The sequence below is a fragment of the Saccharibacillus alkalitolerans genome, from assembly GCF_011090185.1.
GTDB lineage: Bacteria > Bacillota > Bacilli > Paenibacillales > Paenibacillaceae > Saccharibacillus > Saccharibacillus alkalitolerans.
On sequence record NZ_JAAFGS010000001.1, the window covers coordinates 714,159 to 726,186 of the forward strand.

12 protein-coding genes are annotated in these 12,028 nt (G+C 58.5%); 10 read left to right on the forward strand and 2 right to left on the reverse strand.

Annotated elements, in window-relative coordinates; genetic code table 11:
- Nucleotides 1–66 precede the first annotated feature (66 nt).
- Nucleotides 67–612: a heavy-metal-associated domain-containing protein gene (locus GYN08_RS03060; RefSeq protein WP_166272365.1), complete on the forward strand. Its 546-nt coding sequence runs from the start codon at nucleotides 67–69 to the stop codon at nucleotides 610–612.
- Nucleotides 605–2,107 (forward strand): AAA family ATPase, encoded by a 1,503-nt coding sequence (locus GYN08_RS03065; protein ID WP_166272367.1) that lies wholly within the window; start codon nucleotides 605–607, stop codon nucleotides 2,105–2,107. The genes GYN08_RS03060 and GYN08_RS03065 overlap by 8 nt, the downstream gene beginning before the upstream one ends.
- Before the next feature lie 144 nt (nucleotides 2,108–2,251).
- Here the strand turns inward: GYN08_RS03065 and GYN08_RS24025 are convergent, their stop codons facing one another.
- Nucleotides 2,252–3,061 carry a tautomerase family protein gene (locus GYN08_RS24025; RefSeq protein WP_328802680.1) on the reverse strand — a complete coding sequence of 270 codons (810 nt, stop codon included), beginning with the start codon at nucleotides 3,059–3,061 and terminating at the stop codon, nucleotides 2,252–2,254.
- A gap of 109 nt (nucleotides 3,062–3,170) precedes the next feature.
- Between GYN08_RS24025 and GYN08_RS03075 the strand changes: the two genes are divergently transcribed.
- The 8 genes from GYN08_RS03075 (at nucleotide 3,171) to GYN08_RS03110 (ending at nucleotide 10,937) form a co-directional block, all read left to right on the forward strand.
- A complete protein-coding gene (locus GYN08_RS03075) occupies nucleotides 3,171–4,082 on the forward strand; it encodes a LysR family transcriptional regulator (protein ID WP_166272369.1) in 912 nt (303 codons plus the stop codon).
- 168 nt (nucleotides 4,083–4,250) lie between these two features.
- Nucleotides 4,251–5,123 (forward strand): 3-hydroxyacyl-CoA dehydrogenase family protein, encoded by an 873-nt coding sequence (locus GYN08_RS03080; RefSeq protein ID WP_166272371.1) that lies wholly within the window; start codon nucleotides 4,251–4,253, stop codon nucleotides 5,121–5,123.
- The gene (locus GYN08_RS03085) at nucleotides 5,120–6,328 is read left to right on the forward strand and encodes an acetate/propionate family kinase (protein ID WP_166272373.1); all 1,209 of its coding nucleotides are present in this window, start codon (nucleotides 5,120–5,122) and stop codon (nucleotides 6,326–6,328) included. The genes GYN08_RS03080 and GYN08_RS03085 overlap by 4 nt, the downstream gene beginning before the upstream one ends.
- A 23-nt stretch (nucleotides 6,329–6,351) precedes the next feature.
- Nucleotides 6,352–7,647 carry an asparagine--tRNA ligase gene (gene asnS, locus GYN08_RS03090; RefSeq protein ID WP_166272375.1) on the forward strand — a complete coding sequence of 432 codons (1,296 nt, stop codon included), beginning with the start codon at nucleotides 6,352–6,354 and terminating at the stop codon, nucleotides 7,645–7,647.
- A 57-nt stretch (nucleotides 7,648–7,704) separates the two neighbouring features.
- Nucleotides 7,705–8,385 carry a DnaD domain-containing protein gene (locus GYN08_RS03095; protein WP_328802685.1) on the forward strand — a complete coding sequence of 227 codons (681 nt, stop codon included), beginning with the start codon at nucleotides 7,705–7,707 and terminating at the stop codon, nucleotides 8,383–8,385.
- Nucleotides 8,386–8,618: 233 nt separating this feature from the next.
- Nucleotides 8,619–9,224 carry an RNA polymerase sigma factor gene (locus tag GYN08_RS03100; RefSeq protein ID WP_235945723.1) on the forward strand — a complete coding sequence of 202 codons (606 nt, stop codon included), beginning with the start codon at nucleotides 8,619–8,621 and terminating at the stop codon, nucleotides 9,222–9,224.
- The gene (locus GYN08_RS03105) at nucleotides 9,221–9,691 is read left to right on the forward strand and encodes a hypothetical protein (RefSeq protein WP_166272377.1); all 471 of its coding nucleotides are present in this window, start codon (nucleotides 9,221–9,223) and stop codon (nucleotides 9,689–9,691) included. Before GYN08_RS03100 ends, GYN08_RS03105 begins: the two co-directional genes overlap by 4 nt.
- Nucleotides 9,672–10,937 (forward strand): multi-tm2 domain protein, encoded by a 1,266-nt coding sequence (locus tag GYN08_RS03110; RefSeq protein WP_166272379.1) that lies wholly within the window; start codon nucleotides 9,672–9,674, stop codon nucleotides 10,935–10,937. Before GYN08_RS03105 ends, GYN08_RS03110 begins: the two co-directional genes overlap by 20 nt.
- A gap of 164 nt (nucleotides 10,938–11,101) precedes the next feature.
- Here GYN08_RS03110 and proC read toward each other — a convergent pair whose 3' ends face one another.
- On the reverse strand, nucleotides 11,102–11,980 hold the full coding sequence (proC, locus tag GYN08_RS03115) for a pyrroline-5-carboxylate reductase (RefSeq protein WP_166272381.1): 879 nt from the start codon (nucleotides 11,978–11,980) through the stop codon (nucleotides 11,102–11,104).
- Between the last annotated feature and the right edge of the window lie 48 nt (nucleotides 11,981–12,028).

The following is a 12,028-nucleotide window of genomic DNA, read 5'->3' on the forward strand; positions in this document are numbered from 1 at the left end:
CCGTTCCTTGATGGATGTCTCGACCCACATCGCGCTCACACACAGCAAGAAGAGGAGAAATGCCCATTGAAAATCCGCATGCTGCCCGTTGCCCTGACAGCCGCGCTGTCGCTGATTCTGCTGCTCGGCGGTTGGTTCCTGTATCGACAAACCGCGATCGAGCGCCCCATCGAAAAAATGCTCAGTCAATATCCGGGCGTTACCAGCGCCCAAGTGGACATTACCCAAAAGCAGGCCGTGTTGAAACTCGATCTGCAGTCGGACGTCGATTTGCGCGGCATGATCGCTCAGCTTCGCAAGGAAGAAGGGGCGCTGCTCAAAACCCGTTCGATCAAGCTGGACATCGCCGATCACTCCACGCCGGAGATCGACGAGCTCTGGAAGCAGGCTTCCTTTTCCGTCGCCGAAGCGATGGCCAATAAACGCTACACCATGATTCCGAGCACGCTGTCCAAAATCGAAAGCGAGAACGGCAATTATACGATCTCGAGCGATATGGACGACCATTACGTCTACGTTGCCTTAAGTTCCGCGTCGGACAAAAAGGCCAACAAATATATCATTCTGCCGCTGGCCGCGGCGCCGGGAACGGGAGGACAATCCAATGCCTAGATGGACTACGGAGATACTGATCGGTTTCGCAATCGCATTCGTCTTTTTCCTCGCCCTGATCGGGGTCAACGTCATGCCGATCGCCGTACTGGCGCTGATCGGCGTCGGCGTGTTCGCCGTCATGCAAATGAAGGGCGGGCTGGCCGTCGGAGCGGCCCAGAACCGCAACCGCAAAAAGCAGAAGCCGGAGAAGTTCACGTTCGAGCAGATCGGCGGGCAGGATAACTCCAAGCAGGAACTGCGCGAGGCGCTCGACTTCCTGATCAAGCATGAAGAGATCAAAAAGCTCGGCATCCGTCCGCTTAAGGGCATCCTGCTGACGGGCCCTCCCGGAACCGGCAAAACGCTGATGGCCAAAGCCGCCGCCCATTACACGGATTCCGTGTTCGTCGCCGCTTCGGGCAGCGACTTCGTCGAGATGTACGTAGGCGTAGGCGCCGGGCGCATCCGCGACCTGTTCAAGGACGCGCGCACCCGCGCCGCGCAAGAGAAGAAGCAGAGCGCCATTATTTTCATCGACGAAATCGACGTCATCGGCGGCAAACGCGAAGGCGGGCAGCAGCGCGAATACGACCAGACTTTGAACCAACTGCTGACCGAGATGGACGGCATTTATAATAACGACGAGCCTCGCATTCTGGTGATCGCGGCGACCAACCGCAAAGAAATGCTGGACAGCGCGCTGCTGCGTCCCGGCCGCTTCGACCGTCATATTCAAGTGGACCTGCCGGACAAAAAAGGCCGCAAGCATATTCTCGAACTGCATGCCAAAAGCCGTCCCGTATCGCCGGATGCGGACCTCGACCGGATCGCCGAAGAAGCGTACAACTTCTCGGGCGCTCAGCTCGAGAGCGTCATGAACGAAGCGGCGATTTACGCGATGCGCGACCAAAAAGCCGTCATCGATCAGCAGCATCTCTCCCGCGCGATCGACAAGGTTATGCTCGGCGAGAAGACGGACCGCGAATCGAGCGCCGAAGAGAAACGCCGCGTCGCGATCCACGAGTTGGGACATGCCATCATGGCCGAAGTGCTGCGACCGGGCAGCGTCAGCCAAGTGGCGCTCAGCCCTCGCGGACAAGCCCTCGGCTACGTGCGTCATAACCCGCAGAAGGAACAGTACCTGTATACGAAGGAATTTCTGGAAGAGCAGATCATGATCGCGCTGGCGGGCTCCGCCGCGGAAGAGCTGTACTACGGCGGCCGCAGCACCGGTTCGCGCGGCGACTTCGAACAGGCGCTCGACCTGGTGGAGAACATGATCGTGTCGGGTCTGACGGATTTGGGGATCGTCAGCTTGAAGATGCTGACCCAGGAAGAGCTGATGAAGCACAACGACAAGATTTTGCGCGCGCTGACCGAACAGACGCGCCGCGAGCTGGACCGGTACCGCAAAGTGTTCGACGGCTCGCTCGATATTCTGATGCGCGAAGAAGTGCTGTCCGGCGATCAGTTCCGGGCGCAGTTCCGCGAATTGGCGCAGCTCCCGGCGTAAGACGGGACGACAGCGTGCTCCGCTTCAACGAAAAACCTCCGAAAGACTTCGCCCGCCGGCGAGGATTTCGGAGGTTTTTTTGCGCGGATTTGTTCCGATTCGAGGGCTCCGGAAGAGACGTCGTCTCGAGGACAATCGCGAAATTCAGGTGGCCGGCCATTCCCGTTCCAATACCGCCAGCGCGGAAGCGGCGCGCGGCCAGCCGGCGTAAAAGGCGAGATGCGTGCAAACCGCGGACAGCTCGCTTCGAGACAGTCCGTGTTCTTGAGCCAGCTCCAGGTGGTAGGGAAGCTGCTTGTCATTCCCGGCCGTCACCAGCGCGGCCAGCGTAATCAAGCTGCGGTCGCGGAGCGATAGCGCCGGATCGGGCCAGACTTCGCCGAACAGCACGCGCTGCGTATAATCGGCGAAGGCCGGGGAAATGTCGGCATACGCATGCCCGGCCGAGTTTTTAAGAGAATGTTCCGCCTTAGGCTCGGCAAGCCTGAACGGCACAGGGGCATCCGCGGCGGCCGGCTTTGCGGTTTCGGCCGCGGATTGGACCGGTTCCTGCAGCCAGACGGGCGGCGAGTCGATCATCTGCGCTTGTCCGAGGCCGAACGACCAATTTTCGGGTCCCGTCTCGATAAGCACGATGAACACGTCCTCGGGCCGCAGGCCGCGCTGCTCGGCGATCCGGGACGCCGCGTCTCGATAGAAGCGCCGTTTTCGTTCGGGACTGCGTCCCGGGCCGAGAGCGATCTCGATCAGCAGCAAGTCTTCGCTGCGCGCGATATCCAAATAATCGGGGCTGAAAAAGAATTCGCCCGCTTCGACGGCATGAAACACTTGAAAAAAATCGTCCGACGGAACGCGGAAATGCCGAATCAACGATTCCATGAGGCTGTCGGCGCAGGCTCGCAGCTGCTGGTCGTCGTGGCGGCCGCGTCGGTAGCTGGTGCGAATAAAGGGCATGGTCAGGTCTCCTTTTCGATCGAATGCCTCCATTGTAGATCAAAGCGAAATATTTATATAATTGAAAATAGGCGATAAAAGATTCGAAAACGCAGATGGAGATGATTGGATGGATCTTAAAGAGCTGCTTGCTTTCCGGGAAGTGATCGAGCAGGGAACGTTCGCCAAAGCCGCGGAGAAGCTGCACTACGCGCAGTCGACCGTTACCGCTCAGATTCAACGCTTGGAAAAAGAGCTGGGATTCCGGTTGTTCGAACGGGGATGGGAAGCCAAACTGACGGAAGCCGGACGATTATACGCGGCGGAGGTGGACGGACTGATCCGTCACTGGACGCATGTGCGCAATAGAGGGCTCGCGCTCGGCGGCGAAGAAAGCGGATTGTTGGCCTTCGGAGTGATCGAGCCGGTCGCGGACCGCGGACTGACCGAGCTGCTCGCGGAGTTTCGGCGGCAGAAGCCGGGCATCGAATGCCGGGTGACGGTAGATTCCAGCGAAGGGCTGGCCCGGTCGCTGAACGCCGGAGAAATCGAGCTGGCGATTTGCGGACAGCCGCGTACGCTGGGCGGCGCTTATTTCGAACCGCTGTATACGGAGGAGATCGTTTTTGCCGTCGACCGCGCCCATCCGCTGGCCGGAGGCGAACGGTTGACGCTCGAAGACTTTTACCGGTATCCGCTTGTGGCCGGCGGCGAAAACTGCCTGTACCATCTGCGGCTCGAACAGGAATTTTCCGCTTATCCCGCCAAGCCGTTCGCTTATACGATCAGCCGCCTGTCGTCGGTGCCGGGCGCGGCGCGCGCCCTGCGCGGGATTGCCGCCGTCCTGGCTTCGACGCCTCTGCCGGACGGCATGGCGCATATTCCGTACGCCTTGGAAGATCCGAAGATTGCGGTAGGCCTGCTGCAAAGCGGAAACGGGAGATACCGAAGCCCCGGCGCGGACATTCTGGCGGAACGGATTCGCAGCGCTCACAAAATATCCGCAAGTGACCGGCCGCATGATCTCCTTAAGAGGGTATGATAGAAGTACATGTCCTTCTTCGGCAGACCGAATATTTTTAGCACGCAAATTCTTTTTTACATTTCGGATATGCTAAGATATGATTAGATGTTGGGAATGCAAGACGCTCATGTCGGCTGTAGGAGTGGACAATCTTGCAGGAGAGACCAGAAAGGATGAAGACTAGAGATGAATTTCAAAAAAATAGGCGTCGTCGGCGGCGGGGTCATGGGACAAGGCATCGCGGAGATGCTGGCCGCCCGCGGCCTTGATGTCCTGCTGGTTGAAAAAAATAACGAAAAGCTCGACCATGCGTACAGCATGATCGAAACGAGTCTGGACAAGAAGCTGGAAAAATGGGGCATTACCCCGGCAGAGAAAAAGCTGACCCTGTCCAGAATCACGAAAGTGACCCACTTCGCGGAGCTCGGCTCGTGCGACCTGGTCATCGAAACGATCTCGGAAGATCTGGAAGCGAAAAAGGCGGTCTTCGCCCAGCTCGACCAAGTGTGCCCGAGCCACATTACGCTGGCGAGCAACACGTCCGCGCTCAGCCTGACCGAAATCGGCAGCTCCACGATGCACCCGGAGCGCGTCATCGGCATGCACTTTATCTACCCGGTCGCTTCGATCAACCTGGTGGAATTGATTCGCGGCCTGAAAACGTCGGACGCCGTCGTGGAAGCGGCGAAGTACTTCGTGGAAGAGACGCTCGACAAAAAAGGCATCATGGTTTACGAGTCTCCGGGCTTCGTCAGCACCCGTCTGATCTGCACGCTGATCAACGAGGCGCTGCACGTGCTTGAAGAAGGCGTGGCTTCGGCCGAAGACATCGACGACGCGATGAGAATCGGATACCAGTTCAACCGCGGACCGCTCGAAATGTGCGACCGCTTCGGTCTGGATTCCGTACTGGCGGCGCTCGAAGGCATGTTCCGCGAATACGGGGACATCAAGTACCGTCCGGCATTCATCCTGAAAAAGATGGTGCGCGCGGGACAGCTCGGCACGAAAACCGGCGAAGGCTTCTTCAAGTACGACAAGGATGGTGACAAGCTGTGAAAGTACTCGTAATCAACTCGGGAAGCTCTTCCCTCAAATACCAGCTGTACGACATGACCGACGAATCGGTTCTGGCCAAAGGCCTGGTCGAGCGGATCGGCATGGACTCGTCCATTCTGACCCACAAGCCGACCGGCAAGGAAGAAGTGACGGAAGTCAGCGAGATTCTCGAACACAATACGGCGATCCGCAAAGTCATCGAGAAGCTGACCGACAAAACGCACGGCGTGCTTGCGAGCGTCGACGAGATCAACGCGGTCGGACACCGCGTCGTGCACGGCGGCGAATTCTTCAGCGAATCGGCTTTGGTCGACTCGCAGGCGAAGAAAAATATCCGCGCGCTGATCGACCTGGCGCCGCTGCACAATCCGGCTGCCATCATGGGTATCGAAGCGTCGGAAATCAACATGCCGGGCGTTCCGCAGGTCGTCGTCTTCGACACCGCGTTCCACCAGACGATGCCGGAAAAATCGTACCTGTACGCTATTCCGCGCGTCCTGTACAACAAATACAAAGTGCGCCGCTACGGTTTCCACGGCACTTCGCACTATTACGTCAGCCTGGCGGCTGCCGAATTCCTCGGCAAGCCGATCGAAGATCTCAAGATCATCACGGCGCATATCGGCAACGGCGGAAGTCTCACGGCGATCGAAGGCGGCGTATCCGTCGACACGTCGATGGGCATGACCCCGCTCGAAGGACTGATGATGGGGACGCGCTCCGGCGACCTGGATCCGGCCATCGTGCCTTACGTCATGAACAAGGAAGAACTGAGCGTCAGCGAAGTGAACTCCATGCTGAACAAGCACAGCGGACTGCTGGCGATTTCGGGATTCAGCAGCGACATGCGCGACATCACGGACGGCTGGGAAAAAGGCGAGCCGAACGCAACGATGGCGTTCGAAATGTACGAATACCGTCTGCGCAAGTACATCGGTTCGTACGCGGCCGCGATGAACGGCGTGGACGTGCTCGTATTCACGGCCGGCGTCGGCGAAAACTCGGCGATCGTCCGCAAAGCGGTATGCGACAACCTGTCGTACCTCGGCATCGAAATCGACGACGAGCTGAACAAGATCCGTTCCGGCGATCCGCGCCGCATCTCCACGACGAATTCCAAAGTGGAAGTGCTGGTCGTGCCGACGAACGAAGAGCTCGTCATCGCACGGGATACCTACCGCATCGTAGAAGGAAATAAAGCTTAACATACAGGAGAGGAATGACTGTCATGTCCACCAAAACAGACATTCGCGGCGTCAGCGGCCATGTCGGCGAGACCGTCCGGATCGGCTGCTGGGTAAACAACAAACGCTCGAGCGGCAAAATTCAATTTCTGCAGCTTCGCGACGGCACGGGTTACATTCAAGGCGTCGTCGTCAAAAACGAAGTTTCGGAAGAAATTTGGAACGACGCGAAAAGCTTGACGCAGGAAAGCTCGCTCTACGTCACCGGAATTATTCGCGAAGAACCTCGCAGCAAATCCGGCTACGAAATGACCGTAACCGGCATCGAAGTGCTGCATATTACCGAAGACTATCCGATTACGCCGAAGGAGCACGGGGTGGACTTCCTGATGGACCACCGCCATCTGTGGCTGCGTTCGACGAAGCAGCGCGCCGTTATGGTCGTGCGCGCGCAAATCGTCCGCGCGATCCGGGAATTTTTCGATACCCGCGGCTTTACGCTGATGGATCCTCCGATTCTGACGCCGTCCTCGGCCGAAGGCACGACGGAGCTGTTCCATATCAAATACTTCGACGAAGACGCTTATCTGACCCAGAGCGGGCAGCTGTACATGGAAGCCGCGGCGATGGCGCTCGGCAAAGTTTACTCGTTCGGTCCGACGTTCCGCGCCGAAAAGTCCAAAACCCGCCGTCACCTGATCGAATTCTGGATGATCGAGCCGGAAATGGCGTTCGTGGAACTGCAGGAAAGCCTGGAGATCCAGGAACAATTCGTCAGCCACGTCGTGCAGTCCGTCCTGACGAACTGCCGCGCCGAGCTGGAGACGCTGGAACGCGACGTGACGAAGCTGGAGCAGGTCGTCGGCCCGTTCCCTCGCATCACGTACGACGAAGCGATCAAGTTCCTGAACGAGAACGGCTTCGAAGTGCCGTGGGGCGAAGACTTCGGCGCTCCGCACGAGACAGCGATCGCCAACCACTACGACAAGCCGGTCTTCATCACGCATTACCCGGCCGAGATCAAAGCTTTCTACATGAAGCCTGATCCGAACCGTCCGGAAGTCGTGCTGTGCGCCGACATGATCGCGCCGGAAGGCTACGGCGAAATCATCGGCGGTTCCCAGCGGATCGACGATCCGAAGCTGATGGAAGAACGATTCGCGCAGCATAATTTGACGCCGGAAGCGTACCAATGGTACATGGACCTGCGCAAATACGGTTCCGTGCCGCACTCGGGCTTCGGCCTCGGCCTGGAGCGTACGGTTGCCTGGATCTGTGGCCTCGACCATGTTCGCGAGACGATTCCGTTCCCGCGCATGCTGTATCGTTTGTATCCGTAAGGCGCTTTACGCATGCTGCGAAGAGCCGATGTTGCAGGCGGAAGGAGGAACAAGCGGGTGAACGACGAAGCCTGGAAGACTTGGTCCATGGGAGTCTCCTATGCGATGGAATCGCCGCAGGTTCACATTCCTCACGCCCTGCTGCGTTTTTACCGCAAAATGGAACTCAGTCTGGAGGAAACGATGCTGCTGATCCAGCTTATCGGCTTCCGCCAGGCGGAACTGAACGATTTTCCGACGCTCGAAGAACTGCAGGAACGCACGGGGCTTGCGCCGGCGGAACTCGCCGCCAAGCTGCAGCGTTTGATCAAGGACGGCTTCCTCGCGATTCACGAAGACGAGGATACGCCGTCCGGCATCCGATACGAGCGTTACAACCTGGCCGGTTTGTACGAGCGGCTGGCCGGCTGCTTGGCCGAGGAACGGCGCAATCAGCGCCGCGCCGAACGTCCGGCGGTTCCCGAGGAGGAAGCCGAGACGGTCGATAACCTGTTCCGCATTTTCGAACAGGAATTTGCCCGTCCGCTCTCTCCGATGGAATGCGAAACGATCTCCGTCTGGATCGATCAGGATCGCTACCCGGAAGAGCTGATTCTGTTGGCGCTGAAAGAAGCGGTGTTCGCGGGCAAGCTGCATTTCCGCTACATCGACCGAATTCTGCTCGAATGGAGCCGAAACCGGGTGCGTACCCCCGAAGACGTCCGCGCCTATTCCCAGAAATTTAGAGGTCAAAGGTGATTTTTCGCATTTGAGCCAGCAAGCGAGAATCAGAAAAAACACCGGCCCAAAAAGTGATTTTTCGCGTTTACCCTAAAGCCCTGCGGCAGCCTGCCGCAGGGCTTTTTTTCTTGCGTTCCAAAACGGAACGCGGCTTCGGCGCTGCTGTATTTTTAGCCGAAGCGCGGTATGATGGGATACGGAAAGCAAAACCGGACGGGACGGCGGAGCGGCAAAAAAAGATTTTGCGGAACATGCAGGGGTCGGTCGCCGGAACCGCGTCTATATCGTCGGGAAAGGGGGGGAGCCAGATTGACGAACAGGAACTGATTCGACGTATACTGCGCGGCGAGCGCGACGCGTTTCGCGAGCTCGTCGACGCTTACAGGCAGCATGTGTTTCGCATAGCCTTCTCGGTACTGCGCAGTGAGAAGGATGCCGAAGACGCCGCGCAGGAAGTATTTATCCAAATTCATAAATCGCTCCCCGATTACCGTTCCCAAGGGTTCAAGACGTGGATCTCGCGAATCGCGATGAACAAGGCGATCGACTTCAAGCGCAAACAGAACCGAAGACACGAGGACCTGTACGATTCGGAACCGGCGCTGCTGAAGCTGGCTTCCGGCGACGAAGCGCCGCTGGCCCGCATTCTGCGCGAGGAACGATCGGAAGAAATCAAAAGGCGGATGGAAGATATGCCGCAGGGACATCGCGACGTGATCGAGGCGTTTTATTTTCAAGGCAAAAATTACGAAGAAATCTCGGCGGAAATGCACGTTACGGTCAAGACCGTTGAGTCGAAATTGTACCGGGCGCGAATGTGGATTCGGCAGCACTGGCGGGAGGAGGAATGGCGATGAACGAGATCGAAAGCTTCGGGCTGAAAGAATGGACGGAGTACGTCCGGGGAACGTTGAACGAGCCGAACCAGAGCCGGCTGGAAAGGCTGCTGCAAAGCGGCGACGAGCGGGCGTTCGATCATTATATGGCGGCGCTCGAAAATGCGGGCGATCTGCCGGGGCTGAAGAACGAGGAAGCCTTCAGCGAACGGGTCATGGCCGCGATTCCGGAAGATACTTCCGCCGCGGGAGCGGGACGTTTCGGGCGAAGATGGAGAGAGCCCATCGTGCTCTATACGGTTGCGGCGGCCGCCGCGCTGCTGCTGACCTTCACGGGCGCATTTGACCGACTGGGCGAGCAAGCGTCGCGTGCCGCGGACGGTGCCGGAAAAGTTTCTTACAGCCAGATGCTGGCGGACGGGGCTTCGAGCTGGCTGGGCGGCCTCAAAGCGAAAGGAGAAAGCAAACATGAATCAACATCGAAGTAAATTTGCGGCGCTGCTGCTCAATCTGATCCCCGGTCTCGGCCATCTGTACTGGGGCAAAAAAATCCGAAGCTTCATGTATTTCTTCCTGCCGATCTTCATGCTTGGCGGCGGCTGGTTTATCACGGCTGTCGCGAATGACGAAGGCCCGGTGATTCTGGCGATTATCGCCGTGTTTCTGATTTGGTGCGTAAGCATGTTCGACCTGATCGGCGTACTGCTCGGCAGCCCTTCGAGGCAGGAAATGCGAATGAGAGCCGCTTATTACGGTCAGGAACCGGGCGGCGGGCACGGCCGGAGGTACGGCGAGTATCCCGGCCCGGAACACGCTCCGCCGACCGGAACAGCCCGTCATGAGGGCGAAAGGGAGGATGCGCGCATGAACTTCGGGACGGACGACATCCCGGATTATCCGCCGTACCCGCCGTATCCGCCGATCGGGGAAGGGCGCATGATGCGCGACCCGGTATATTTCTCGGATTCCCAGCGCTTTTATACCGTCATCCTCAGTTTTATGCCGGGACTCGGCCATCTGTATATGGGACTGCTTCAGCGGGGAGTGTCCTTCCTGGCAGCCTTTTTCGGACTGGCGACGGCGCTTGTGTTCCTGACCGGCTTTACGGGAGAAGAGACGTTCCTGCTGTTCTTCGGCGTACTGCCGATTATCTGGATCTACTGCATGTTCGATGCCGTGCAGTTGGCCGAGCGCAAGAGCCGCGGCGAACGCCTGCGCGATTTCTCGTTGATCGAGCGCTGGGACATGGCCCGGGACAGCGACGGCAAAAGCCGGACGCTGGGGCTGCTGCTGTCGACCGTGCCCGGAGCCGGTCATATGTATTTGGGATTGATGAAGCGCGGCGCGCAGCTGATGATCCTGTTCTTCGGCAGCATTTACGTTCTCGATGTGCTCGGATTGTCGCTGTTCCTGTTCCTTGTTCCGTTAATTTGGTGCTACGCGTTTTTCGACGGGCTGCAAAAGGTCGGCGCATACGGGCGGGAACCGTTGGAAGACAAGCCTCTGCTGGAAAACTTCGCGGAAAACCGCGGCTGGATGGGCGTGCTGATGGTGGCCCTCGGACTGTATTACGTTCTGAAAACGATCGTGATGCCGTTCATGGATCTGCATCTGCCGACATGGTCTTGGCGGATGCACGAGTTCGAACCTTATATTCGGAACGCGGTCGTGGCGCTTCTGCTGATCGGAGGGGGCTTCAAGCTGCTCCGTTCCGGCGGCCGGGAAAAGGCGTAAGCGTCCGCAAGCTCCCGAAGAATCGCGCTGGAAGAGTCGCATAAAGAAAAACCGTCCGTGCAAGAAGCGTTTGGGCTTCCTGCACGGGCGGTTTTTTGTCGGAGAAAATTCAAGCTCGCCGTGTCCCGTTCCGGAAAAAGGGCGAACGGAGCTTGGCATGCGAACTAGTCCCGGTCTTTGGCGGGCAGCTGATCTTCCAAATCCCGTCCCATTTCCGCGGAGCGTTCGCTGCAGCGCCGGGCCGCGCGGATCACGGCGCCGTAAAAGTCGCTTTCGTCGAGCTTGGCGATGGCGGCCTGGGTAGCCCCGTTCGGCGAAGTCACTTTGCGGCGCAGTTCTGCCGGTTCTTCGCCTGTCTGGCGAACCATCTGGGCCGCGCCGAGCACGGTCTGAACGGTCATTTCGCGCGCCTGCTCCCGAGTGAGTCCGCCGAGCGTCGCGGCTTCCATCAGCGCTTCCATCATGTAATAGACGTAAGCGGGACCGCTGCCCGATATGCCGGTCAAAGCATCGATCTTGTCTTCTTCGGTCTCCACGACCGTTCCGACCGCTTCGAACAGCAGCCGGGCGGTGCGGCGGCTCTCCTCGGAGAGCCCGTCGGAATAGCTGAGCCCGGTAACGCCCAGTCCGATCGAACTGGACGTATTCGGCATCGTGCGGACGATCGGCTGTTCCGGGCGTCCCAGCAGGCTGCGCATCGTGCGGATCGATAATCCGGCGATCATCGAAACGATCAGGGTACGGGGGCCGATCCACTCGCCCAGCTGTCCGAGCGCTTCGGCCGCGTCTTTAGGCTTCATCGCCAAAATGACGATCGGAGAGGTGCGCAGCACGTTTTCCTTCTCGGCGGGATCGTTCGTGCCGGCTGTACCGTAGCGCTGCTTGAGATTTTCGAGCTTGTCGCTGTCGCTGCGGTTCAAAAACGTAATGTTGGCGGGAGAGATCACCGCGCGGGCGATCAGACCTCTGGCCACGGCTTCGGCCATCGAGCCGGCGCCGAAGAAGCAGATTCTTTCCTCGATCAACATCCGGGTTTGCGTCATGATTATTCATCCTTCCTTATATAAAAACTCCTGAATTTTTCGCTGCGT

What these genes read in the sequence shown, in the direction of transcription:
- GYN08_RS03065 (WP_166272367.1), top strand. Translation starts at nt 605, where the DNA reads ATGCCTAGATGGACTACGGAGATACTGATCGGTTTCGCAATCGCATTC.
- GYN08_RS24025 (WP_328802680.1), bottom strand. Translation starts at nt 3,061, where the DNA reads ATGCCCTTTATTCGCACCAGCTACCGACGCGGCCGCCACGACGACCAG.
- GYN08_RS03075 (WP_166272369.1), top strand. Translation starts at nt 3,171, where the DNA reads ATGGATCTTAAAGAGCTGCTTGCTTTCCGGGAAGTGATCGAGCAGGGA.
- GYN08_RS03080 (WP_166272371.1), top strand. Translation starts at nt 4,251, where the DNA reads ATGAATTTCAAAAAAATAGGCGTCGTCGGCGGCGGGGTCATGGGACAA.
- asnS (WP_166272375.1), top strand. Translation starts at nt 6,352, where the DNA reads ATGTCCACCAAAACAGACATTCGCGGCGTCAGCGGCCATGTCGGCGAG.
- GYN08_RS03100 (WP_235945723.1), top strand. Translation starts at nt 8,619, where the DNA reads ATGCAGGGGTCGGTCGCCGGAACCGCGTCTATATCGTCGGGAAAGGGG.
- GYN08_RS03105 (WP_166272377.1), top strand. Translation starts at nt 9,221, where the DNA reads ATGAACGAGATCGAAAGCTTCGGGCTGAAAGAATGGACGGAGTACGTC.
- GYN08_RS03110 (WP_166272379.1), top strand. Translation starts at nt 9,672, where the DNA reads ATGAATCAACATCGAAGTAAATTTGCGGCGCTGCTGCTCAATCTGATC.
- proC (WP_166272381.1), bottom strand. Translation starts at nt 11,980, where the DNA reads ATGACGCAAACCCGGATGTTGATCGAGGAAAGAATCTGCTTCTTCGGC.